This window comes from uncultured Paraglaciecola sp. (assembly GCF_937123705.1).
Classification (GTDB): Bacteria; Pseudomonadota; Gammaproteobacteria; order Enterobacterales; family Alteromonadaceae; genus Paraglaciecola.
Genome location: NZ_CAKZKO010000098.1, coordinates 54,750 through 78,145, shown reverse-complemented (window position 1 = coordinate 78,145; position 23,396 = coordinate 54,750). Strand labels below are relative to the sequence as shown.

Here is a 23,396-nt window from a genome sequence, read left to right as displayed (position 1 = left end):
ATTTACAATCTTTGGTTTCAGATTTAAGTTTCTATAAAAATGGCAATAAATCTAAAGAACAAAGCTCATAAAGCTACAACGAAAAACGCTCTCGTAAGAAATGTGCAATGCCATCTTGATGATTATGGCCAATAACCGATGTCGCAGAGTTTTTGATTTCGAGCTTAGCATTTTCAGGTGCATAACTTTCATCGGCTAAGGCAAACATACTTAAATCGTTTTCACCGTCACCAAAGCAAATAACCTTACTGGCATCCAATTGTGCTTTTAAACTAGTAACTGCAGCACCTTTACTCGCTTGTTGATGATGAACATCCATCCACCAAAAATCATTACCAGCAAGCGCCTGCCCAACATAGGCTACAAGTTGATCATGGGTATTCAGCTCTTGCCACATACTCTTAATAGTTTGAGCATGGCCAATCATACTTATATTGGTCGCTTGGCTTTGACTTGGCATGGCTGCTAAGGGCATGAGTTGCGCGTTAGAGCCAGAAAAGTAGTTATCAATCAGTTGTTGCTCAATATCGTGGCGAGTTTCTGAATGAAAAATAAAATGTTTATAGGCATCAATAACATTAACAAAAGGAGTAATGCCATGGGTAGCGGCTACATCAATTATATTTGAAATTTCTTTGTGGTTAAGTTGATTTTCAAGGGTAAGTTGTTGTTTTTGGGGATCCCATAAGGTCACGCCATTATTGTAAATTTGTGGTAAATCAAAAACATGCCCCGCTAAAATGCGCTGAGCCGAATGCATAGTACGGCCCGTTGCTATGGTGTAGGCGATATTTTTGTCTTGTAATAGCGCAAGTGTTTCTTTGGTAAACGTTGATATTTCAGATGCATCGTTTAGCAGCGTACCATCTAAGTCAAAAAAAATAAGATCCATAAATACTCACGTTTCCTCGTTTTGTCTCATTATCAAAATTTTACACAATTAAGTGTTCACTGTTTATAAACTACCCCAGCTTTCATCACAAAATCGACTGACTCAAGCACTGCAATATCCTTAAGTGGATCCTCCTTAACCGCAATCAAGTCGGCTAACTTTCCAGCTTGGATAGTGCCAAGATTTTCTTGCCAATTAAGCAGCGTAGCCGAGTTGATAGTTGCAGCCTGGATAGCTTCTATGGGCGTCATGCCAAACTTGACCATTCGGGAAAACTGCTTGGCATTATCACCATGGGGATAAACGCCTGCGTCGGTGCCAAATACCATTTTCGCCTTTGATTTCACCGCCATGGTAAAACCTTGTCGTTGCTTTGTACCCACTTTACGCTCTTTATTGATGTTTTCTTGTGGGATACCGTTTTCTATGCCTTTAGATAATATATATTCGGTCACGTAAACGTCCATAGAAAATGCAGCGCCATTTTTATTGGCAAGCTGAATGCTTTCTTTATCTAAAAAGCTGGCGTGTTCGATTGAATCAACTCCAGCTTGAATTGCAAAGTTAATGCCCTCTGTGCCATGGGCATGCGCGGCAACGGTTTTACCATGGATGTGTGCTTCGTCAACTAAAGCCTGCATTTCTTCGAGGGTATACTGGCGCATGCCCACTTTAGTGCCTTTTGAGAGCACGCCACCGGTGGCACAAAACTTAATAACATCGACACCATACTTAACGTTCTTGCGCACCATTTGGCGCACTGCCCAAGGTCCATCTGCCACACCATCTGCTTTAGACTCAAAAGAGTGATTGAGTGCATTGCCGTCGCAATGTCCACCAGTGATCCCTAATGCAGGGCCAGACGCAGCTATTCTTGGACCGGGAACTTCATTAGCATTAATGGCGTTTCGAAGCGCCACATCGGTATAGTCTGATGCACCTAAATTTCTTACTGTGGTAAAGCCTGCCATTAAGGTTTTTTGAGCATTTACCACTCCGCCAATCACAGCACGGTGGGGAGATTGGAATAAATGAGCATAAAAATCAGTGTCTAAATGACCGACTAAATGGGTATGCATATCCATCAGGCCCGGAAGAATATACTGCTGGCTTAAATCAACAATAATCGCATCTTCGGGAATTGTGGTTGCACTAGATTGCACACTGCTAATGCGATCATCTTCAATAAAAATCAATCGATCTTTTTGCCACTCGCCTGAGTACACATCTAAAACATATCCAGCTTTAACCACTGTTGTTGTGGCAAATAAATCAGTAGTTGAAAATAATGTAAAAACCAATAGACAACGAGTTAGAAACAAACGCATACAATGAACCACTCCAAATGTGAAAAATATGAATTATCCCAAAGCAACATAAGCTCTGACGCTTTACCAAATAAACCCTATGAGGTTACCGGAACATCAACCTACTTATTAAATACCCTCCTTTAATTTTTTGGAGGGCCTTCGATGTATGTTTTGATACCATCGGGAATGACTTCCCAACTAGCTTTAGAGCCCACAAATAGGTGGTACCCTATCTCTATTTGGGGGTCGCCATTAATACAGCCTAAGGTTACGCCATGCACCTCACCTTGATACGTTCCGCATAAAGTTGAGCCACATAAGCTACAAAAGCACAAGCCAAAATCAGGTTGTGACTCGTAACTAGTTAACAACTCTTCTCCTTGCAACCATTTAAATTCATCAGCATTCACTAAGGCGTATGAAGATGCTTGCGAACTAAAAGCTTTACGGCAACGAGAACAATGGCACGACCTTGCATCACGAAGTAAACCATCAATCTTATATTGAACACTTTTGCAGAAACATTCACCTGTAATGGCCATAACTTATCCTTTAATTGATACCAAAAGCGCAAGATAGCACCACCTTAACTTATGCCGCGCACTAGGCAAATTGCTTTAAACCAATAATTAACCCTAGAAAAAACAAGTAGCTCCACATTATTTGTGAGATCGTAACGTAAATATAATGACGTTTTATATTGACAATACCTGAATTCGACAGTGACTTACCTGTATACAAAGTGGTGACTAAACAAGCAAAAGTCATACATTCAAATAAAGCAAACAAACCAAAATCAAGCGAACTCGCCGAGCTAGGCTCCTTGGACATTAGACTCACTATGCCCCCGAAAAACAGCCCAATTGCATTAACCACCATCACCCTTTTAAAGGTACAACGATATTCACCCTCAAAATAATTAAATTGGTGACCATTCACCTGCTCTAACTGAGTAGGTGTTATTGCCTTGTTCTCACTCATATCAAATGACAGGGCTTGGGCTTGCTTTTCCCTCTTAGATATCTCACTCAACAAGGCTTTATATCGTTCAGAGTAAAGAGCCTTATCAATATTACTTTTCACGTCTAATAACTCATCGAGGGAAAATTTTGAATAGTCGATTGAATGCATGTTTACCTTATGGCTCTGCTAGATTAACAACAACATTTCATAGTGGCTAAATACTTGAAAGCCAAAAATCCAATTATAGAGAGCACCTTGGGTCTAACCTAAGTAAGAGCTTTATTTTGGCTGTCTCATTAGACAAAATTAGGGCTCCCAAGGATAAAAAATATTTAGCTTCTCAATTTTGTAAATAAAAATCCCCGACTGCACGCCAGGATCCACCGAAATCATTGCCTCGGCCTTTGTCAAAGAGTCAGCTTTAACAATAATAACGCCTAAATCTGTATATCTAGCACCAAACACAATCACTTTCTCTTTTCGCAATCGATTGAGGTTTTGAGAATGCTCACGAAATTTAGGTTGCTGTTGCGGCGGCAGTGATTTGTCCCAATTGTCTCCCACTTCAAAGTGAACGATGAAAAATTTGGTATTCTCTGTTTCTTCTGTCATTCCTGAAATAGAAAACAGCATAACAAAAAGTATTAAAAAAGCTTTCTTGAACATACTTAATCCACTTTGGTTAACTATAACTTTTAACATACACACGATAGACGATAGACGATAGACGATAGACAATCGCAATTAACAAGCAACCGGTTACAGAAAACAACAATGCCATAAATTGATATTTTGCATACTACAAAAGCGCCAACTTCAACCCACTTTGGCAATTGCGAAATCAATGTCTGAATATTCCATACAGCTTACGCTATCGACACAAACAGAAAGCCAACGACTTCCAATCAAATGGGCCATTGGCTTTGTTATTTAACCCGAACTCGGGATAAGAAACGCCTGTAAGTAGCGCTATTTTTGCCCCTATCTTCGTTGTTCATCATGAGTGTAGAGTGACTACACAACATAATGAACGCCTTGATAAGAACAAAACTAGCACCACTTACCCATGATTTGAATAATTGTATTAATTTTAATAAAAGTAAGCCTTTGAAATATAAATGTAAATCTGTATTTTTCGACATTCCTTATCCCGAGTTCGGGTTATTTACTTTATTTATGAGCAATAGGCTTATCTGTAAAAAGGTAATCTTTCAGCTCTTTATCAAAACGAGGATCTTTTCTTCTAATCCATTCCAGCACCATTGCTGCATGTTCTTTTTCTTCATCTCGATTATGAGCTAGAATTGCTTTTAACTCTTCATCTTTACAAGCATCAACTCGTTGATTGTACCAATCGACGGCTTCGAGCTCTTCCATTAAGGATGTAATAGCTCTATGCATATCTCTTGTTTCGTTTGATAATTCATCTAATGGTTCATGATAACCTTCATTTGACATATATCTCTCTCCGTAGTGGTGTGATCGAACGTGGCTGGTTTTTGATCCAACCAATTAGCTTGTAATTGTAAATTCTTAGCCGCACAGTGGTTTAATCTATATTGCTTATTGATAACATGAAAACTTGATGTAATAAACGACTGAGCTAAATTTTGTGACCTTTTTAAAGCCTCTAAAACGAAATTAATGCCATTGCCTTGCATTATTATCCAACTGACATTCAATACAATTAAACAACACCAATTCCCAATGCGCTTTTTAAAATAATCTAGTTATGATAACTCACTCAACTCTATAACAATGTGCTTGGCAGAAGCTTGGAAATGCATTGTAAAAATCAATAAGCATTTCTATCGCCACTGCTTTATAATCCCCCACAATTTCCAAGCCAACGATAAAACAAGGCTTACACATAAATGTTTGACCAATTAGAACTAGACGATGACTTAATCCATGCTGTGGCAGATTTAGGTTACAAAGAGCCCACCAGCATTCAATCTTTGGTGATCCCAGAAGCCATGAACGGTAGAGACATCTTAGCCTCAGCCCCTACTGGCACAGGTAAAACCGCGGCGTTTTTATTGCCTGCTTACCAATTTTTATTGGATTACCCAAGGCGGCAACCGGGTTCCACAAGGATTTTGATTCTAACTCCTACCCGAGAATTAGCTTTGCAAATATTTGAGCAAACCAAAGCTATCAGCAAATATGTACCACATCTTGCATCTGGAGTTATCACCGGTGGCATTAACTATGGCACTGACCGCGACTTACTAGAGAAAAATTTAGATATATTAGTGGCCACACCAGGGCGTTTATTTGAGCATATCGAAAAAGAAAGTTTTGATTGCCGTGACATAGAATGCCTAATTTTGGACGAAGCCGACCGCATGTTGGACATGGGTTTTTCTGCCGTGGTGAATCAAATTGCCGCCGAAGCGCGCTGGCGTAAACAGACTATGTTGTTTTCAGCCACATTAGAAGGCACGGGTATCGCGCGTTTTTCTGATGAGCTTTTAAATGAGCCAGTAGAGCTTGAAGCCAATTCAAGTCGTAAAGAAAAAGGTGTGATCCACCAATGGATCCATTTGGCAGATAATGCCGTTCATAAATTTGAGTTACTGATCCACATCCTCAGTACGCAGGTCGAAACTGCTATTGTCTTTGTAAAAACACGGGAGCGCTTAGCGACCTTAGTCGGGCAGTTACAGTCGGTGGATATTGATTGTTGTTGGCTGCAAGGCGAAATGCCTCAGGATAAACGCAACCTGACGATGGAGCGCTTTAGAAAGGGCGATGTGAAAATATTAATCGCTACAGACGTAGCGGCTAGAGGCATAGACGTAGATAACATCAGCCACGTGATAAACTTTGATATGCCGCGCACTGCCGATGTGTATGTACACCGCATTGGCCGTACTGGTCGCGCGGGCAACAAAGGCACCGCAATTTCTTTGGTCGAAGCGCACGATATTGGCATAGTGCCAAAAATTGAACGTTACACCGAGCAAGTGCTTAAACGTAGGGTGATTGCCGCATTGCGCCCAGCCAATAAAGAAGCTAAACCACCCACCAAGAAAAAGGTCAGTAATAAAACCAAAAAAGCGGTTTTAAAGGCTAAACGTACCGCTAAAATCAAAAGCCGCAAAAAGAAAGGTCGAGGGCCTAAGTCTTAAATGATGGATTATAAAAATATCAATAAAGTGGTGTTGGCTACAGGCAATAAAGGTAAGGTCAAAGAGCTGGCGAGTATGTTGTCTACTCTCGGCATCGAAGTGGTGCCCCAAAGTGAATTTGCTGTATCTGGGGTAGCCGAAACCGGCACTACTTTTGTCGAAAATGCTATTATCAAGGCGCGCCACGCAGCCAAACACACAGGTTTACCAGCCATTGCCGACGACTCGGGTCTAGCCGTTGCCGCCCTTGGTGGCGAGCCGGGGGTGTACTCAGCCCGTTATTCTGGCGAGCAAGCTACGGATCAAAGCAATATCACCAAGTTACTTGATGTGATGGACAATATTCCAAAGGATCAACGCCAAGCCAAGTTTTTATGTGTGTTGGTTTTTATGCGCCATGAAAACGACCCCACACCAATTATTTGCCAAGGCGAATGGCACGGAGACATCACCACAGAGCAACAAGGTGAAAATGGTTTTGGTTACGATCCGGTATTTTGGGTGAAGCAGCAAAATTGTAGCTCGGCGCAATTATCTGCAGCACAGAAAAATCTAATGAGCCATCGTGGTAAGGCATTAAAAATCTTGCTTGCACAACTACAAAATCACCTGGGCTAACCACTTGCCAACACAGCAAACTTTACTAAAACTACCGCCCCTATCGTTGTATATTCATATTCCTTGGTGCGTTCAAAAATGCCCTTACTGTGACTTTAATTCCCACGGACAAAAACAGCAGCAATTGCCCGAAGTCGAATATGTCAGCCATTTGTTAGATGACTTACAACAGGATGCAAAACTGGTAGGTAATAGAGCCGTTCACAGCATTTTTATTGGCGGCGGCACACCCAGTTTGTTTTCTGCTAAGGCCATTAAAACGCTTTTGGATGGAGTTAAAGACCGCGTCAACTTATTGGATGATGCTGAAATCACTATGGAAGCCAATCCCGGTACAGTAGAAAGCCAGCGTTTCGCCGATTACGTTAAAGCAGGTATTACTCGCATATCTATTGGCATACAAAGTTTTCAACCGACTAAATTATCGGCATTAGGGCGTATTCACGATGAAAATCAAGCCCTAAAAGCGGCAAAGCTTGCCAAAAATATTAGCCTAAATAGTTTTAATATTGATTTGATGCATGGCTTACCCAAACAATCTTTAGAAGATGCATTGTTTGATTTAAGCACGGCTATTGACCTACAGCCGCCACATTTGTCTTGGTATCAATTAACCATAGAGCCAAATACCCAGTTTCATTCCAAGCCGCCTAAGTTGCCAGAAGATGAATTACTATGGGACATTCAAGAGCAAGGAGATGCGCTATTAAAGCAAGCGGGATTCGAGCAATACGAAATCTCCGCCTACAGCCAAAAAGGGCAACAATGTCAGCACAACTTAAATTATTGGCGTTTTGGTGACTACTTAGGCATAGGCTGCGGCGCCCATGGAAAAATCACTTTAGCCGATGAGAATAAGATAATTCGTACCGTAAAAGTTAAACATCCTAAAGGCTATATGGATTTAACCCGCAGTTATCTTAGCGATAAAAAAGTGGTACCAGCAACAGACTTACCCTTTGAATTTTTTATGAATCGCTTTCGCTTACTAGAACCTTGCCCTAAGTCGGACTACGCGGATTTTACTGGAGTGCGGTTAGATCATGCCACTAAACAAAATCTACAAAGTGCCTTAAATCGCGGTTTGTTAATCGAATCAAAAGATGAATGGCAAGTCACACCTTTAGGTAGGCGTTATTTAAATACGTTATTAGAGATGATGGTATAAGGCTCAAATTGCACCAGTACTACTCAACCAAATAGGCATTAGTCCCTGTTTGTAGAACATTATAAGGGGCCAATTCTTTTATAGAGCCTCTTAACCTGTCTTCGGCTTTATCTAACTCTTTAAATTTATTACAAAACCATTGTGCTTTGAGTTTGAGACTATCGGCTTTGGGTCCTACTGTTTCCCCAATTTCTTCACCCATAGTTTCTAATTGTTTAGCAATGGCGGTAATTTTTTCTTCACTGCCTTTGCCATTAGTAACCAGCCCCCCTATAGCGGATAAAATGCCCCCAACAGAGGTACTAATGGCTTGTTCAAGCTGTTCTTCTAGCTCACGATCGACTAAGTCATCAACTTGCTCAAGACTGCCAGGGCCCATATAAAAATTGTCATTAGCCCGAATAAATCTTTCTTTAACACTAACTTGTACACGTTTAAGGGATTTTTGCAGTTTTTTCTGACTTTCATCGTCTTTGACTAAGCCACCATAGACTTGCTCAATGGTTTCAATAGCAAGTTCCACCCCTTCATTTGCCAGCAATATCATTTTAGGTACAACATGGTGAATTCCCGTTGATAGCTCAGCAAGATCATGGGCCTGTTGTTTATTAAGATCAATCCACTCACCTTGTACAATGAGTTGTGAAGGATGGTTAATTTGATATTCAGTGCGGCCACCTGGACCAATAACTCTGATCTGCCTATCGTTCACAACCACACCATAATCGAGGGACACCTCACATTCGGTTCCGGCCAAAACTGAAGTACTTAAAATTAACAATGTAAAAAATAAAAAACGCATAAATTACCGATTATCATAAATCAGCTAGTAGTGTGCCTTTAATCACAATAAAAGCAATATAAGATAAGACAGGACAGAGAAAACTAAAGTTAATCTGCAGTTCGTACTAAACGCGTGAAAACAAACAAATCTTTATTTTTAAGAGAATTACTGCTGTTAAAGAAGGCTATAACCCAAGCTCGTTCAGCATCGACAACAGAAGGAGTAGAAGTCCAAAAATCATCAGAAGGGGTATTGGGAAAAAATAACTCATTAATGGCTGGGCGTACACAACTTCGCTCAGTCAAACTGGCTAGTTCTTTCATGTTTGGCACGCGCCAACCAGTTTGTTCAGCAAACTCATAGCCATGGGCAGCTTGCAAGGCTTGTTGCCAAGTCAGTTCAGTGGCATCCCCTGTACAGCTTTCATTTACCCAAGACTGGCCGAGACTACAACGCATCCATACTAATCCCACTGCGGGATCGGTAGCCGTACCATCACCGTTATCGACAAATTTTTCACTGCTAAGACTTACGTCAAAGCTAGGCAAACAGGTTTGGCTATTGACCAAAAATGATAAAAACACACCTAAAAAACAAACAATTTTCATACTAACGCCCTGCCCTAACTAATCGAACGCGCCCAGCGCTGATCTTATTTAAAAAATGATCATCGCCCGAAGCAAAATCTATAGCCCATGCACTGTGTGCTTGTTCATTACTGATACCGTCGGCACTCGCGTCTTGGGTCCAATACCAAAGGGCAGAAGATTGGGACGTGCCAGTATAAGGAAAATAATCGGTATCGATCATAGGTGCAGTGGTTTTTCCAAGATGTAATATTGATAACAACTCATTGTGAGTCGGTAAACGCCAATCTCTAAAGTTACATAAACCTTGGGAGTTCACCTCAGCGATGTAATTTTCGGTGTTGCAGTTGCCTATAGAACAACGTGTGCTCGTGCCATTTTGGGCACCATCAAAACCATTAACATCGTTACTTTGATACCAAGAATAGCGGTGCCTGCTACTATGTAAACCACTGCTTGAGCCGCTAGCCTTTGACTCCCAAATCAAACCAGTAATGTTATCCCGCACACAATGCCAAGTAGACGTTTCATCGTCTACCTCGTCGCCAATGAGATCTAATCGAGTAAAATCAAATCCTTGACTACCGGCACCGGCTTTTGCCGACATGTTATTGGTATGGATGATATCTTGACCACGTTGTCCATCTTGACCGGGAAAATCACCTTGAAAATCGCTCAATATTTCGGAGTTTGTCGCCTGTAAAATAACCCCTGTATCATTTAGAGGTTGAATGGGCAACGGTTTAATCCGCACTGTTAGACTGTCATCCACTGAATTCCCTCGCGCATCCTTTACTCTTAGGGTAAAAGTAACGGTTTCTATATCTGTTACCTGCGGCGCAATAGCCGCCGTTTGCAATGCATTAAAGTCGTCAACTTGAGGATCTTTCTCGGAGTCATTCAACCATATAAAACTTAAGGGCTCAGAAGCAGCGATTGAGGTACTAGCACTGCCATACAGGTTAATGCTTTCACCAGAAAACACCTCGTGATCCACCCCAGCATCCACAACAGGTAATGTTTCTCCCGCACTTTTAATATTAAGGGTCAGGGTTTCCACGTCTTCGGCGCCCTCTTGGTCGGTGACCGTCAGGCTTATAGTTATGACGTTGGCTTGTGCGATAATCGGTGTAGTAAAAGCTAGGCTATCACCTTGCAAACTAATGCCACCTAAAACCGGCTCTCCGGCCGTTTGTTGCCACAAATATGCCGCAATAGGATTGCTGTCCGAAACACTATCAATATCATCGCTTGATGAGGCATCGAGTACTATGTCAAAACCCGCGGGAAATGGCATACTAGGGTCCCCTAACAATGGACTGACCTGAATAATGGCAAGGGGAGAAGCATTCACTGGATTAACTTGATATACCACAGTGTCACTGCCTCTATTGCCAGAAGCATCTGTCACATCAACTCTAAAGGTATAGGTCATCACTTCACTAGTGCTAGGTGCGATAAAGCTAGCTGTGCCTAAAGTATCATCCTCCTGCACTATTGGAAGGTCGGGTGTTACGCTCCATGAATAGCGCAGTTCATCGGTTTGGCCACTCGCTTGTACGTTCAAAATAACAGTGCTTTGTTCATCAACTGACACGTCACCTCCAGCATTCACCAAGACTTTAGGAGCAGGAGCGTCAGTCTCACTGTCGAGGGTACTGCCAGAGCACCCCCCTAAAAAAGATAAAACACAGCAAACAATCAGAAATTTTTTATTGTGGATAATAGCCATGAACAATCGTTTACCTTTTTAGACAAAAGAAAATGATAAGCAATTTATGCGCCAGTAGAACGTCATTAGATTGGCAAGTGGCATTTAACCCAGCAACATAAAAGCAACGGGCAATATTATGGCGGTGAGTATGCCATTAACGCATAACGCCATAGTCGAAAAAGCCCCTATTTTTGCATCTAACTGATGCGCCCTAGCGGTGCCAATTGCATGAGATACAGTGCCTAAAGCTAAGCCTTTCGCTCGAGGATCTTTACAACCTGTAAGCTTAAAAATCATTTGGCTAAACATCACGCCTATGATGCCAGTAAACACAACGACAGCAGCGGCAAGTTCGGGTAAACCACCTATCATTTTTGCGGTATCCATTGCCAAGGGGGTAGTGATTGATTTGGTAAGTACCGACATTCTAACTGGGTCAGAAAACTCCAGGCTATTCAAGCAAATGAAGGCAATCAAAGGTGCCATGAATCCACCGATGACAATCACCCAGATCCCTCTTATACCAGTGGTCATTATCTGTTTAATTTGCCGATACAAAGGAATGGCCAATGCCACAGTAACGGGTCCAAGCAACCAGTTAATAGGGCTCACATACCCCTGATACGCAAGATGTGGCGTGTCACTCACAGCACAGATCCCAGTAATCAAAATTGCACCTACTACTATGGGATGGAACACCATATTGTGCCCAACATATTTAAAAGCCCCCAGCGCCAACCCGTACGCCAGTACCGTACCTAAGATCCATATGAGTTCCATAACAGTGAAGAAGGACAATAATGACTGCTGGTTCATGGTATTTATCTTAGTCGTCCTGCTTAGCTGATTCGTCTAACTTGCCAAAGAAACGTTGTCCTAACCACGAGGTTATCCACAAACTAATAAAAGTACTCAGCACTATGCCAAACAAAAACAACCATAACTGCTCACCTAGCTGGTCGGCATAAAACCAAGCGGCCACTAAAGGGGAGATAAAAAATAGAGATAGGTGTTTTAAGCAAAATTGACTAACGTTTTCTAGGGCTGTAGGCACCCGTCGCAAAATCACTAGGGCGAAGAATAGTAGTAACAGGCCAAGTAATGCAGGAGGTAACGCTATAAAGTGACTTAGTGCATATCCCAACCACCAAAACAAAATAAGCGTAAAAACAGCCAAAGTTGATTGTACAACATTGTTTTTTAACACAATAAAATCAACCTAGGCCAAGTCATGCAGCTAGGTGCCAGTTTTAACATCTTCTAAATGATATTTTTCAATAAGAGAATATAAGGTGGGTCGCGTAACACCTAGTAATTCAGCGGTTTTGGACATATTGTGTTCTGCCACCAAAAAAGCGTTGCGAATAGCGCGACTCTCGGCTTGCTCTCGTACTTCTCTTAAATTCAGTGTATCGATACTTGGAGCATCATCACGCACCATTAAATTCAAGTCCTCGGCTTGAATATGAGAGCCTTCTGCCATAATGACTGCTGATTTAAGTTTGTTTTGAAGTTCACGAATATTTCCTGGCCATTGATGTTGCTTCATGGCTTTAATCGCCGATTCACTAAACCCTTTTAGTTTAGTTTTAAACTCAGAATTATATTGAACCAAGAAAGTTTTAGCTAACAGTACTACGTCATTGTCCCGCGCTCTAAGAGGGGGAATGAGAATACTGATCTCTCCTACGCGGTAAAACAAATCTTCACGAAAAGTTTGTTCGGCTACCATAGTGGGAATATCTCTATGGGTAGCGCATATCACTCTAATATTAACTGGAATTTCGGTTCGCCCTCCCACTCGTTCAATTACACGCTCTTGTAAAAAACGTAGCATCTTAGCTTGCAAACCTATTGGCATGTCGCCAATTTCATCTAAAAACAAGGTACCGTCTTGGGCACTTTCTATTTTGCCGGGGGTGGTTTTATTGGCACCAGTAAAAGCACCTTTTTCATACCCAAACAGTTCACTTTCGAGTAAGTTTTCTGGAATAGAGGCGCAGTTAATTGCCACAAAAGCTTCATCTTTGCGCAAACTATGTTCATGAATACTGCGGGCAAACACTTCTTTACCTGTACCACTTTCGCCCAGTAATAAGGTACTGATGTCTGTTTGGGCGATACGCTCGGCTTTTTTACTTGCTGCTAGAAGTTCTTCGCTTTGGCCAATGATCTTATCCATTGAAGGCGCCACTTTAGCTAGATGACGATTTTCCAATTCTAAGTCAAACAGGTTGATAGCACGGCTTACCAATATTTGAATAGTATCTGAGTCTATGGGTTTTTGATAAAAATCATAGGCACCTAAATTGACCGCTTTTAAAGCATTGGTCTTATCATTGTTGCCTGTTACCACAATGACTTTGGTTTGAGGAGCTAAGGCTAATATTTCTTCTAAGGTGGCTAACCCTTCTGTGGCATTACTGGGATCCGGTGGTAAGCCTAAATCTAAGGTGACAACTTTAGGCTCAAAACGCCTTAATTGCGCGATGGCAGAGGCCCTGTCTTCAGCAAAAATAACCTCGTAGCCCGAAAAGCTCCACTTTAATTGTTTTTGGATCCCTAAATCGTCATCAACGACCAAAATCTTATCCATTTGTCAAAATCCTTTGTTTTAATCTAGGGCCTTTTGTCCTAGTTAGTTGGAATGCGTAATGTGAATGTAGTACCTTTTTGTAACTCACTTTTCACCAATAAATGGCCACCTATTTTTTCTAGGAAGGCCTTAGCATCAAATGCACCAATGCCCATACCAGCGTTACCCTTAGTCGTATCAAAAGGCTTGAACAAACGTGTTTGGATAAAATCTTCGCTCATACCGCAGCCCGTGTCCACAATATTGATCAACATATGTTTCTCATCGACAGATAATTCTATAAAAATTTCAACTTTACCATCGTCACTTGTGGCTTGCTGGGCATTGCTTACTAAGTGATAGACCACATTGCTAAACTTGTCTTTGTCTAAAACAACTTGAGTTTCACTGCTGACAATGACTTTAGGCTCAGGTAAATAAGATGCACATCTTTGTTCCACTACCAATTTAATACACTCTGATAAGCAAACTAAACTATCAGAGCCATTTTGAGAGGCGTTTTTTTCGGTTAATTGCAGCAGCATTTTATCCATTCTAGCCTTAGTATGCTCTAAGGTCTCAAAGGTATCCGCTATAAATTCGGGATTATCTTTGTGTTGTTCGGCATTTGATAAAATCAGGTCAATCTGTGCCAATACATTTTTTAAATCATGCACGATGAAAGCTGACATACGAGTAAATGCGGCAAATTGTGCATTTTCTGCAAGCTCTTCTGCCGCCTGGTGATGAAACAAAAAATTCGAAATTTGAGCGTTGACCGCAGTTAAATAATCCCTTAATTCCCAATTAAGTTTTTTGCTGGTGTTCTCTGAACCCTGCATAGCTACCAAGCCCCAAAATTCTTGCTCTTTATAGATGGGAATAACCAACTGAAACGTGACGCTATTGAGCAAGCCATGGTTGACCTTCAGTCCTTCGTAAACATAGGGTTTTGTTCTGAGCTCATCCATATCAATGATCCAATTTTTTGCTTTAAAAAAAGCACAAAACTCGAACAGCACACTTTGCTCGGCATCACTTAAATCTGGCATATCGATGTGTGCCAGCATTTTTAATTCGCCATTCTGGATCTGAATAAAACTACCCGTTTGGTAATCAATTGCCTGAGTAAGACCTCGTAGTGCTGTTGCATAAACATTACCATCTGCCTCTTTGGTATTGAGACAATCTGTGAGCCTTAGCCACTCTTGTCTGTAGTCAAATTGATTGGCGAAAAAGTGTTTGGTAATAAATACCTTTATTTTGGTGCGAAAACTTAAAGAAAGAAACAAAGTGACCAACAACGCCAAAGACAAAGCAATAAGCACTATTTGGATTGTCGCTCCCCATTGGCCTCCAAAGTACTTAACGGCATAACCAAGCAGCGCCATCACAAATAAATAACCACCTGCTACCATCAACAAGGTGCTATGCATCACTACGTCTCGGGAAATATAAATTTCTACTCCCCAATTTTTGACCCGTCTAATGGCCAGCACTAAAAACGGGATCATGGCGGTGTAAATGTACCCTCTTGCTGTGATGTAATTGATATGAATTTGTTCCACCATCAAAGCATTCGCAAAAGTCACAAATTCAAAAATACTGGTGACTGCCAAATAGATGATTAGTGGTTTTAAAGACCACTTATTGTCACCCGACTGACGATAAATAACTTCAAGTAATACAAGTACTTGCAAAGGTATTACGGTTTGTAAAAGAAACCACCAAGATTCATCATTCACACCTAAAAAAGGTAAAATAATAGCCGTTATAGGGAGAAGTAAAATCAACCAAGTTTCTTTTCGAGCGAGTACTTCGACAATGTTTGTAAAGTTGTCTTTTAGGCATGACGCTAAAAACAGCAACCAGAACAAATTTTTAATGTTATCGAAAAGAATAAGCTTATCGAGGGAAAACGGTGCAAAGATAAAAGGACAAATAGACCAAAAACAAGTAGCACCTGTAGCAAGAATTAACAGGTATTTCGCTAATCCAGATTTTCGAACAGTTAGCAGCAGCAACAATAAAAAAGCATAACCAAGGGCACTGATTGCATAACCAACTGTTGCGATCATAGTGAGCCCTCTATCGTTTTTTTATGACTAGACTACCGATTGAATACCCTGCCCCAAACGAACACAGCAAGCCAACATCACCGGAGTTTAAATCTTTGTGATTTAAACAAAATGCGATAATTGAGCCAGCAGAAGCGGTATTTGCAAAAGTATCTAATACTATAGGCGCCTCTTCTAATGAAGGTTGTCTGTCGAGTAGTTTACGACTGATAAGAGTATTCATGTTGATGTTAGCCTGATGTAACCACCATCTGGAAACATCATCTGAATTTAGCTGATGGCGACTTAAATGCTCAGAAATATGTTCCACCGCCATAGGGCAGACTTCTTTGAAAACTTTACGCCCTTGTTGATGAAACAGTTTGTCAGCAGCAAATGGGTCGGCATCATTAGCGCGGCTTACATAACCAAAATTCGAACGAATATTACTGGAGTATTGAGTCACCGCTTTGGTACTCATAATTTCAAACATATGCTCTGAATCAGCGGTATCAGCACTTTCTACCACCATAGCTGTGGCTACATCACCAAAGATAAAATGGCTATCGCGATCACAATAGTTCACTTGTGGAGAGGTTAACTCTGGATTGATGACTAAAACAGACTTTGCGGTACCCGCCGCTATCATTTCATAAGCACGATGTAAGGCGAAGGTCGCCGCAGAGCAGGCGACTAGCATATCGAAGGCAAAGCCTTTGATACCTAAGGCACCTTGCACTTCAATGGCTAAAGCTGGGTACGATCTTTGGGTATAGGCACAAGACACAATAACCACATCAATATCTTCAGGGGTCTTATTGGCCGACTTTAAGGCATCTTTAGCAGCATGAATGGCTATTTCGGCTTGATCAGACAACGCGTCTTCTGAACGCTCAGGAATATTGGGGCGCATTCTGTTTATATCTAACACCCCGTCTTTGATATAAATATACCGACTTTTGATACCCGAAGCTTTCTCAATAAACTCGGCACTTGATAAGGGTTTAGATGCACATTCTCCTTGCTCAATTGCTTGTTGATTTTGCTGATTAAACTGTTCAGCATAAGCGTTGTATGCTTCGACAAGTTCTTCATTGCTAATGCTATGATCGGGTTTCCATAATCCAGAACCGCTAATTACTACAGAAGGTGTCATGTATCGTCCTAACTAAAATATTTTGGGCCACATTGACATAACATTAATGTGGCTGATATTTTGCTAGCTTATCGGTTTGTAATAAAAAAGTCAGCTTGAAGCTGACTTTTTAGAACAATAAATTTTGCAACTAACCTTAGGGTTACCAATCCGCATATAATAACTAGCCACTTTGTATGACTAGCAAGTTAATTGGGGCAAAATGGTTTTAACTAGAAGATGTAACTATTAGCCGCCGCTAGCAATTTATTTTTATCCGATTTACCGGTAACACAGTCGTTAACATCTTTATTTTTGAATACATACACTTTGTCGTGAGATCTGATGACACTATCATCATCCGCATCAATAAAATCAGATAATAAGAATGTAATATTCTCGTCATCAGCTAAAGAGCGCAGCCCTGCACCGTAACGGCACAGCATATCGCCAATGGTATCCTCAAATATAGCAAGTGATTCTTTGTATAGCTTTTTCTTCACAGCCCGACGATTAACCATTTCTTGGTTACGCTGCGCCTCTAATTCATTGTGAAACTTCTGTAATTCCGCTTTTTTGGCTTCTAGTTTTGTCACTTCCTTATTTAACTTGGCCATTTCTTTGACTATTTCTTTGCGACGATCCGAGTCTGCATTTCTTTTTTCAAAATCTAAGTCTCGTCGAGTTCGTTCAAGCTCCCTTTTCTCCCAATCTACATCTCGTTGTTCGTCATTTAAATCACGCATTTTGTCACTAAAATCATCATCATAATCATCCCCATGTGTGACAAAGTTTTTGACCATTCTTTCGATTTCATTTTCATTTATATTAATATTAAGTTCATCTTCACTCATATTACGGGAACTCGATGCAATAGGAAGATTGCTCATTAAGTCATTTAACCCACCTAAATCAATATCAAACCAATTACCGCCACGTCGACTACTGCCAATTTCAAACACTACACCTTGATTAGCGAGATAAAAAACAGCATGGGCCTTAAAACGCATATTTTTTTTAGAACTTTGCTGTTTCAACGAGGCTTGTAAAATATTGAGCATGATGCCCACCTCATTGCGTATTTCTTTCATATTGGTTGCACTATTTTGGGCTAGAGATGAACTCATAGCTAAGCTGCTAAACGCTAAAGCTAAAAACGTTTTTTTAATGGATAACTTCATGATTACTTCCTTACTCGTTAATGTTGCCGGTACCTGATAACTCAGGCTGGGCATATATATCTTGTTGCAATTGATTTAGTTGACGGGCATAAAACAATTGATCATCGCCTCGTTGCTGGTTCACATACTTGATTAATTCAGCAAAGTCCTCGCGCCTTTCTTGACGGCTTGCTTCTAACAGATATTGAGTCAGTTGGGTGCTGGTATCTAATTGCTGTTGCTGCAAATTTTGGGTATAGGTTGTTAATGCCAGTTGTTGCGATTGCTGAAATTCAACCAAACGGTCATTCACTAACTTATCGATATCCTGTTGATTTTGCTTAGGGGCAAAACTAATGGTCATGGCGCCGTTATCGGTATGGACTTGCAATCCCGATAACACCATTACAATAGCGCACAAAGAAGTAGCAAAAGATAAGGTAGGTAGTCCTTGCCATTGCCACCATTTTGCTTTATCTGGCATATCAAATGAGCTGTCTCTATCCCAATTAGGCACATCCATAGACTGGTAATGATCTGTTTGCATTGAAAACAAGTTAAATGCCTCAACTTGTTTAGCAAAATCACTATCGTCTAGGCAGCGCTGTTCAAATACCTTTTGTTGTTGTGAAGACAGTTGCTGTTCTGCCCACAGCCCAAGCAACTGCTCGTTACTTAATTTAGATCTATCTGATTGTGCGGTATATTCAGGCATACTCAACCTCCATTAAGCTTTTCAATTTATCTAATGCACCATATAAGCGCGACTTGGCCGTATTGGCTGAAATCCCCATTTGCTCGGCAATTTCATCGAAAGTAAATTGCCCAAAAAACTTTAATTCCACCACTGCTTTTTGTGCCAGCGGCAGTTGTTGCATGGCGCTAATTAACTGTTTGTTTTCCTGAGATGTGTGAATGCTATCTGCGGCGCTGATTGCTTCACTTTCAATCTCTGGGGCATCATCTAAGCCCTGCATGGGTTTCTTGCGCCTGTAAAATTCTATGCAACGAAAATGGGCAATGCGAAACATCCAACTCTTGAAGCTGCCCTCATTTCGGTAACTCGACAAATTACGAAACACCGATATAAACACCTCTTGCATCAAATCCAGTGCATCTTCGTTTTTCCCCGTCATGCGCATGCCGTAATTGTATATTTGTTTTTCATAGCGTTTTAACAAACTCATCCAGGCCGATTTATTGCCTCGCAGTGCTTTTGCTATTAACTGTTCATCGGTTTTCTCAAACACTTTTATTAGTTCCCAGATAGAGGGCGTTTTCCCTTTTCATACATAAAGTCGAGGGACAAAATCAAAAAGTTTATTTTTTACAAAAATAATTTAGATATTAACGGATCAAAGTATTCATTGGCATGAGCGGTGCGACTAATTCTGCCAAATAACGAAATAATCTGACTCGTGTAGTACCACTTCGCCATACCATTCCGATTTCGCGATAGGCTTTATCTTCAGCGGGCATAGCGACCAAAGGGGTATTAAGCAAAATATTATTATGAATAGCCAATTCCGGCATAAAAGTATATCCCAGTTTACTGTTAGCAAGTTGTACTAAGGTGTACAAACTGCTGGCTGCCAGCGTACTCACTTGTTCACTATGTTGTAAACCACAAGCACTTACCGCATGTCCGGTCATGCAATGTTCTTGTTGCAGTAAGAAAATACTTTGCTTTGGTAAATCAGACACATTCAGGGGCTGATTTTTAGTTTTTAATAGATCATTGTGGGCTATTAAATGAAAAGGGTCGTGACCTAAAATCAATTGTTTACAACCGGGTGTATCTATAGGTAAGGCCAAAATAAGGAGATCTAACCCGCCTTCATTGAGTTGGGTTAACAAGTTAGCCGTGGTGTCTTCTTGCAGTTGCAATCGAATATCAGGCAGATGTTGTTTCACGGTATTAATCAAACCTTCAAATATAAAAGGCGCAATGGTGGGAATAACCCCAATTTTGAGGTTGCCAGCTTGCCAATTACCGGCACTTTGCGCGAAATCCATCAATTCATGAGCGTCTACTAGTAAGGCCTTGCTGCGTTCAACCAACTCTATACCAAAAGGGGTAAAGACAAAGTTTTTATGATCTCGCTCCAACAACTGAGCACCAAATAGCTCTTCAAGATTCTGTACCGCCGTACTTAATGTAGATTGACTCACATGGCAGTGCTTTGCGGCGCGGTGAAAATGCTGTTCTTGGTGTAATACAACTAAGTAGTGAAGATGCTTTAGGTTGGGCCATTTCATTGTTATTCATCCATAAAAACGATTAGAGATAAAATATTAGATTAGTTTTGGGTATAAAAAAAGCGCCATATAGGCGCTTTCATAAACAAATGATGATTTACTATCAACTTCCAACAGAAACAAAAGTAGCATATTGTTTTCTTTCCCCTTCAACATACTTGGTCCATTGCTGCGCCATGCTACGACTGCCGTTAAATTCTTGGGCCTTTGCCAGTTGATTAAGTGCTTGGTTGTATTCGCCCACATTAAACTGCGCCATACCCATTACCAGATGCGACATGCCTTCATTACGTAAATCGCCTTTTTCTAAGGCTTGTTGTGATGCGGCAATCGCCTGCTCCCAGTTGTCCATGTTGAGGTACATTTGACCAAGCTGGGCATATAAATCACCTGTTGCTGATAATTTAGCGGCGGCTAACATCACAGGAATGGCTTTTTGGGTTTCTTTAGCAAAGTTCCAAGACTGGGCTAAAAAGGTTAAATTTCGCTCATCTTCGGGTAATTTGCCGGCATCTAACGCTTCTTGCATGATTGCGGCGGCTTTGTATGGCATTTGGTGATAATAATAAAGTTGCGCCAAATTGAACATATCAGCGCCCGTTGCAACAAAACTTTTTTGCTGAGCAATTTCCATTATGGCCAATTGTTTCTGTTCTTGTCCAAGCTCGCCATACATACCGGCAAGTTGTAACCAGTATTTTGGCGCTTCAAATTTTTTGACTAATTTAAGCAATACATCTTTTACTTGTTCGGGTTGTTTTAGCTCAAAGTACACTGCGCGCTGTAATACATACCATTGTTCATCCACTTGAAAGCCTAAGTCGTTGCTTTCGACTTGCGTAACAGCCGCATTGATATATTGAGAGGCCGCGGCATAATCTTGCTTTTGATACATGGCTTGGGCTTTAAGCACCAAGTTTTTAGCAGGGACTTCTTTAGTGGGATGAAGTGCCTTTTGAATATTTTCCCATTGCTCTATTTTGGTAATGGCTTTATCAAAATTGCCGCGCATCATGTGTAATTGCGCCAAACTAAACAAAGTTGCCTGTTCGAAGGTTTCTGGAATGGGTTGTTGCTGCACCACATTTTCAAACGCAGCAATAGCTTGATCGTAATTTTCAGCTTCGTAATGAATAAAGCCATAAAAGTTATACAACATGGCCTGTTCATAACTATTCATTGAACTGGCTTTAGACTTTACTCTATCCAATACCTCAAACGCTGCGGCTTGATCGCCCCCATCCGCCAAACTTTGGGCGCGAGACAATTGGTCGTATACTTTTGAGCGCAAGGTAGGCACACGTTTGGTTTTGCGCTCTACTGTTGATTGTTCTGCTTGCACAGCACTCACCTGTACACTCGCCAGTAGAATACCTGTCATCAAGACAGGCGCTAATTTTAGTAAGATTGTGTGCATTGCCATGGTTAGCCTCCCAGTTCGAATTTAACCCGCACTTCTACCCCAGACACTGCCATGGGTTCGCCGTTAACGACGCGCGGTTTGTATTTATATTTTAAGGTGGCATCCAGTGCCGCTTGTTCAAAAATGCCTTGTGGTGATGCTTGTGTCACTTTGGGATCTTTAACGGTTCCCAGTTTTGATACGGTAAACTCCACATCAACAAAACCTTCAATGCCCCGCTGTAACGCACGTCTTGGATAGACCGCTGCTACTCGCACTATTGGTAAAAACTCACCGTCTCCAGATGCCAATGCCAGACCACCATCGAGTGAAATATCGGCCGCCACATCCGCACCAAAGTCCATGCCACCAGTGGCTGCATCGGGATTAGGTGTTTGCATTTGTGGCGGTGCCATATCCGGTGGCGGTTGTTTAGGCTTAGGTGGCTTTTTGGGTTTGCGATCTTTCTTTTGCGCGGCCTGTTCTTTTTTCACGCGGACAAAATCCAAAACACTGCCTTTAGGGGCATCAGTTAACGCACTGCCACCACTTTGAATGAGCGATTGCATCAAATAAAACAAACCTAAGGTCACCACTGCGGCAACAATTAATGCAACAGCGAGCCTTGAGATAGTCTGAGGCCATGTTTTAATCCCATGGGACATAACGGCTTAAGGCTCCTGCGCCGCAATTGACACATCGGTTATGCCTGCCGCTCGTGACGCATCCATGACTTTAATCAACACGTCAGTAGTGGCCTTTCTATCGGCCTGAATAACCACAGTACCTTGTGGATTTTCCGCGTATAACCGCTCGATATTGGCTTGCACTGCACGCACATCGACTTTACGTTTATTGATCCAAATATCACCTTTAGCGCTGATTGCCACCAATATATTGGCTCGGTCTTTTTTCACTGCGGTGGCCGCTTCGGGGCGATTGACGTCAATGCCCGCTTCTTTCACAAACGAGGCGGTCACAATAAAAAATATCAACATGATAAACACTACGTCGAGCATAGGGGTCATATCGATTGTGGCTTCTTCTTCGTCCATCAAATTTTGGAAATGCTGTTTCATAATGTTCTCTGGTTATTTGTCTATTTTAACGGGCTAAATTTTACGTTGCATTCGCAGTGTATCTTCAAGGCTGGCCCGTTCTTTTTTGGCCGTTCTGGCCAGCCAAGTAGAGGCAAAAACACCCGACAACGCCCCTACCATTCCTGCCATTGTAGGGATAGTGGCTTTGGACACACCCGACGCCATTGAGCGGGCGTTACCCGAGCCAGAAATTGCCATCACATCAAATACTTCAATCATGCCGGTGACTGTGCCCATCAAACCTAACAACGGACATAACGCCACCAGCGATTGGATAATAGGCACACCTGCACCAAGTTTAAGGGTTACCCGTGAAATCATCGCTTGGCGAATTTGTTCGGCGTTCCAAGACGAACGCTCTTGCCGGGCTTTCCATTTAGCAATCACAGCGGCTTTATATTGTTTGTGAGCCACAAATACATACATGGCGCGCTCTAAAATCATTAACCACATCACAAAAATCAAGCCACCGATGATCAGCAGCACTTGGCCGCCAGTTTCGGTAAAATCGCGAATGCTTTCGAAAATTTCAATCATG

25 protein-coding genes are annotated in these 23,396 nt (G+C 41.5%); 3 read left to right on the top strand and 22 right to left on the bottom strand.

Annotated features, from left to right (window positions below; all coding sequences use genetic code 11):
* Positions 1-73: 73 nt before the first annotated feature.
* The 6 genes from Q0688_RS13285 to Q0688_RS13260 all read right to left on the bottom strand — a co-directional run bounded on the left by Q0688_RS13285 (position 74) and on the right by Q0688_RS13260 (position 4,623).
* Positions 74-892 carry an HAD family hydrolase gene (locus Q0688_RS13285; protein ID WP_299077419.1) on the bottom strand — a complete coding sequence of 273 codons (819 nt, stop codon included), beginning with the start codon at positions 890-892 and terminating at the stop codon, positions 74-76.
* A 56-nt stretch (positions 893-948) separates the two neighbouring features.
* Positions 949-2,220 carry an amidohydrolase family protein gene (locus Q0688_RS13280; protein ID WP_299077416.1) on the bottom strand — a complete coding sequence of 424 codons (1,272 nt, stop codon included), beginning with the start codon at positions 2,218-2,220 and terminating at the stop codon, positions 949-951.
* A 122-nt stretch (positions 2,221-2,342) separates the two neighbouring features.
* Complete coding sequence (locus Q0688_RS13275; RefSeq protein ID WP_299077413.1) at positions 2,343-2,744, bottom strand: GFA family protein; 402 nt, start codon at positions 2,742-2,744, stop codon at positions 2,343-2,345.
* A gap of 61 nt (positions 2,745-2,805) precedes the next feature.
* The gene (locus Q0688_RS13270) at positions 2,806-3,333 is read right to left on the bottom strand and encodes a hypothetical protein (protein WP_299077410.1); all 528 of its coding nucleotides are present in this window, start codon (positions 3,331-3,333) and stop codon (positions 2,806-2,808) included.
* A 138-nt stretch (positions 3,334-3,471) separates the two neighbouring features.
* Positions 3,472-3,867, bottom strand: coding sequence for a YciI family protein (locus Q0688_RS13265; protein WP_299077408.1), 396 nt, complete (start codon positions 3,865-3,867; stop codon positions 3,472-3,474).
* A gap of 468 nt (positions 3,868-4,335) precedes the next feature.
* Complete coding sequence (locus tag Q0688_RS13260; RefSeq protein WP_299077405.1) at positions 4,336-4,623, bottom strand: ferritin-like domain-containing protein; 288 nt, start codon at positions 4,621-4,623, stop codon at positions 4,336-4,338.
* A gap of 416 nt (positions 4,624-5,039) precedes the next feature.
* On the opposite strand from Q0688_RS13260, the gene srmB reads away from it, so the two are divergent.
* Genes srmB through hemW form a run of 3 tightly spaced genes read left to right on the top strand, consistent with a single transcriptional unit; the run spans position 5,040 to position 8,085 of the window.
* A complete protein-coding gene (gene srmB, locus Q0688_RS13255; protein WP_299077402.1) occupies positions 5,040-6,299 on the top strand; it encodes an ATP-dependent RNA helicase SrmB in 1,260 nt (419 codons plus the stop codon).
* Complete coding sequence (locus Q0688_RS13250) at positions 6,300-6,917, top strand: XTP/dITP diphosphatase (protein ID WP_299077399.1); 618 nt, start codon at positions 6,300-6,302, stop codon at positions 6,915-6,917.
* Between the two features lie 4 nt (positions 6,918-6,921).
* Positions 6,922-8,085, top strand: a complete 1,164-nt coding sequence (gene hemW, locus Q0688_RS13245; protein ID WP_299077396.1) for a radical SAM family heme chaperone HemW — start codon at positions 6,922-6,924, stop codon at positions 8,083-8,085.
* 19 nt (positions 8,086-8,104) lie between these two features.
* On the opposite strand, the gene Q0688_RS13240 is transcribed toward hemW, so the two are convergent.
* The 16 genes from Q0688_RS13240 to Q0688_RS13165 all read right to left on the bottom strand — a co-directional run bounded on the left by Q0688_RS13240 (position 8,105) and on the right by Q0688_RS13165 (position 23,395).
* The gene (locus tag Q0688_RS13240; protein WP_299077394.1) at positions 8,105-8,887 is read right to left on the bottom strand and encodes a YggN family protein; all 783 of its coding nucleotides are present in this window, start codon (positions 8,885-8,887) and stop codon (positions 8,105-8,107) included.
* Between the two features lie 89 nt (positions 8,888-8,976).
* Positions 8,977-9,477 carry a DUF1566 domain-containing protein gene (locus Q0688_RS13235; protein ID WP_299077391.1) on the bottom strand — a complete coding sequence of 167 codons (501 nt, stop codon included), beginning with the start codon at positions 9,475-9,477 and terminating at the stop codon, positions 8,977-8,979.
* Position 9,478: 1 nt separating this feature from the next.
* Positions 9,479-11,188: a DUF1566 domain-containing protein gene (locus Q0688_RS13230; protein WP_299077387.1), complete on the bottom strand. Its 1,710-nt coding sequence runs from the start codon at positions 11,186-11,188 to the stop codon at positions 9,479-9,481.
* Positions 11,189-11,272: 84 nt separating this feature from the next.
* A complete protein-coding gene (locus Q0688_RS13225) occupies positions 11,273-11,986 on the bottom strand; it encodes an LrgB family protein (RefSeq protein ID WP_299077384.1) in 714 nt (237 codons plus the stop codon).
* A gap of 10 nt (positions 11,987-11,996) precedes the next feature.
* Entirely contained in the window at positions 11,997-12,377 is a 381-nt protein-coding gene (locus tag Q0688_RS13220; protein ID WP_299077381.1) for a CidA/LrgA family protein, read from the bottom strand.
* Positions 12,378-12,407: 30 nt separating this feature from the next.
* Positions 12,408-13,766 (bottom strand): PEP-CTERM-box response regulator transcription factor, encoded by a 1,359-nt coding sequence (gene prsR, locus Q0688_RS13215; RefSeq protein WP_299077378.1) that lies wholly within the window; start codon positions 13,764-13,766, stop codon positions 12,408-12,410.
* Positions 13,767-13,804: 38 nt separating this feature from the next.
* Positions 13,805-15,823 carry an XrtA/PEP-CTERM system histidine kinase PrsK gene (prsK, locus tag Q0688_RS13210; protein ID WP_299077375.1) on the bottom strand — a complete coding sequence of 673 codons (2,019 nt, stop codon included), beginning with the start codon at positions 15,821-15,823 and terminating at the stop codon, positions 13,805-13,807.
* Positions 15,824-15,833: 10 nt separating this feature from the next.
* Positions 15,834-16,958, bottom strand: coding sequence for a beta-ketoacyl-ACP synthase III (locus tag Q0688_RS13205; protein WP_299077372.1), 1,125 nt, complete (start codon positions 16,956-16,958; stop codon positions 15,834-15,836).
* Between the two features lie 212 nt (positions 16,959-17,170).
* Positions 17,171-18,118 (bottom strand): hypothetical protein, encoded by a 948-nt coding sequence (locus Q0688_RS13200; RefSeq protein ID WP_299077369.1) that lies wholly within the window; start codon positions 18,116-18,118, stop codon positions 17,171-17,173.
* A 10-nt stretch (positions 18,119-18,128) separates the two neighbouring features.
* On the bottom strand, positions 18,129-18,812 hold the full coding sequence (locus Q0688_RS13195) for a hypothetical protein (protein WP_299077366.1): 684 nt from the start codon (positions 18,810-18,812) through the stop codon (positions 18,129-18,131).
* On the bottom strand, positions 18,805-19,347 hold the full coding sequence (locus Q0688_RS13190; RefSeq protein WP_299077363.1) for a sigma-70 family RNA polymerase sigma factor: 543 nt from the start codon (positions 19,345-19,347) through the stop codon (positions 18,805-18,807). The genes Q0688_RS13195 and Q0688_RS13190 overlap by 8 nt, the downstream gene beginning before the upstream one ends.
* A gap of 97 nt (positions 19,348-19,444) precedes the next feature.
* A complete protein-coding gene (locus tag Q0688_RS13185) occupies positions 19,445-20,356 on the bottom strand; it encodes a hydrogen peroxide-inducible genes activator (protein ID WP_299077360.1) in 912 nt (303 codons plus the stop codon).
* Positions 20,357-20,459: 103 nt separating this feature from the next.
* Positions 20,460-21,779: a tetratricopeptide repeat protein gene (locus tag Q0688_RS13180; protein ID WP_299077356.1), complete on the bottom strand. Its 1,320-nt coding sequence runs from the start codon at positions 21,777-21,779 to the stop codon at positions 20,460-20,462.
* A 2-nt stretch (positions 21,780-21,781) separates the two neighbouring features.
* Entirely contained in the window at positions 21,782-22,390 is a 609-nt protein-coding gene (locus Q0688_RS13175; protein WP_299077567.1) for an energy transducer TonB, read from the bottom strand.
* 39 nt (positions 22,391-22,429) lie between these two features.
* Complete coding sequence (locus tag Q0688_RS13170; protein ID WP_299077353.1) at positions 22,430-22,837, bottom strand: biopolymer transporter ExbD; 408 nt, start codon at positions 22,835-22,837, stop codon at positions 22,430-22,432.
* A 33-nt stretch (positions 22,838-22,870) separates the two neighbouring features.
* Positions 22,871-23,395, bottom strand: a complete 525-nt coding sequence (locus Q0688_RS13165) for a MotA/TolQ/ExbB proton channel family protein (protein ID WP_299077350.1) — start codon at positions 23,393-23,395, stop codon at positions 22,871-22,873.
* Position 23,396 lies beyond the last annotated feature (1 nt).

What these genes read in the sequence shown, in the direction of transcription:
- Q0688_RS13260 (WP_299077405.1), bottom strand. Translation starts at nt 4,623, where the DNA reads ATGTCAAATGAAGGTTATCATGAACCATTAGATGAATTATCAAACGAA.
- Q0688_RS13170 (WP_299077353.1), bottom strand. Translation starts at nt 22,837, where the DNA reads ATGAAACAGCATTTCCAAAATTTGATGGACGAAGAAGAAGCCACAATC.
- srmB (WP_299077402.1), top strand. Translation starts at nt 5,040, where the DNA reads ATGTTTGACCAATTAGAACTAGACGATGACTTAATCCATGCTGTGGCA.
- Q0688_RS13230 (WP_299077387.1), bottom strand. Translation starts at nt 11,188, where the DNA reads ATGGCTATTATCCACAATAAAAAATTTCTGATTGTTTGCTGTGTTTTA.
- prsK (WP_299077375.1), bottom strand. Translation starts at nt 15,823, where the DNA reads ATGATCGCAACAGTTGGTTATGCAATCAGTGCCCTTGGTTATGCTTTT.
- Q0688_RS13240 (WP_299077394.1), bottom strand. Translation starts at nt 8,887, where the DNA reads ATGCGTTTTTTATTTTTTACATTGTTAATTTTAAGTACTTCAGTTTTG.
- Q0688_RS13200 (WP_299077369.1), bottom strand. Translation starts at nt 18,118, where the DNA reads ATGAAGTTATCCATTAAAAAAACGTTTTTAGCTTTAGCGTTTAGCAGC.
- Q0688_RS13270 (WP_299077410.1), bottom strand. Translation starts at nt 3,333, where the DNA reads ATGCATTCAATCGACTATTCAAAATTTTCCCTCGATGAGTTATTAGAC.
- Q0688_RS13180 (WP_299077356.1), bottom strand. Translation starts at nt 21,779, where the DNA reads ATGGCAATGCACACAATCTTACTAAAATTAGCGCCTGTCTTGATGACA.
- Q0688_RS13205 (WP_299077372.1), bottom strand. Translation starts at nt 16,958, where the DNA reads ATGACACCTTCTGTAGTAATTAGCGGTTCTGGATTATGGAAACCCGAT.
- Q0688_RS13195 (WP_299077366.1), bottom strand. Translation starts at nt 18,812, where the DNA reads ATGCCTGAATATACCGCACAATCAGATAGATCTAAATTAAGTAACGAG.
- Q0688_RS13185 (WP_299077360.1), bottom strand. Translation starts at nt 20,356, where the DNA reads ATGAAATGGCCCAACCTAAAGCATCTTCACTACTTAGTTGTATTACAC.
- Q0688_RS13275 (WP_299077413.1), bottom strand. Translation starts at nt 2,744, where the DNA reads ATGGCCATTACAGGTGAATGTTTCTGCAAAAGTGTTCAATATAAGATT.
- Q0688_RS13280 (WP_299077416.1), bottom strand. Translation starts at nt 2,220, where the DNA reads ATGCGTTTGTTTCTAACTCGTTGTCTATTGGTTTTTACATTATTTTCA.
- Q0688_RS13265 (WP_299077408.1), bottom strand. Translation starts at nt 3,867, where the DNA reads ATGTTAAAAGTTATAGTTAACCAAAGTGGATTAAGTATGTTCAAGAAA.
- Q0688_RS13165 (WP_299077350.1), bottom strand. Translation starts at nt 23,395, where the DNA reads ATGATTGAAATTTTCGAAAGCATTCGCGATTTTACCGAAACTGGCGGC.
- Q0688_RS13235 (WP_299077391.1), bottom strand. Translation starts at nt 9,477, where the DNA reads ATGAAAATTGTTTGTTTTTTAGGTGTGTTTTTATCATTTTTGGTCAAT.
- prsR (WP_299077378.1), bottom strand. Translation starts at nt 13,766, where the DNA reads ATGGATAAGATTTTGGTCGTTGATGACGATTTAGGGATCCAAAAACAA.
- Q0688_RS13225 (WP_299077384.1), bottom strand. Translation starts at nt 11,986, where the DNA reads ATGAACCAGCAGTCATTATTGTCCTTCTTCACTGTTATGGAACTCATA.
- Q0688_RS13250 (WP_299077399.1), top strand. Translation starts at nt 6,300, where the DNA reads ATGATGGATTATAAAAATATCAATAAAGTGGTGTTGGCTACAGGCAAT.
- Q0688_RS13285 (WP_299077419.1), bottom strand. Translation starts at nt 892, where the DNA reads ATGGATCTTATTTTTTTTGACTTAGATGGTACGCTGCTAAACGATGCA.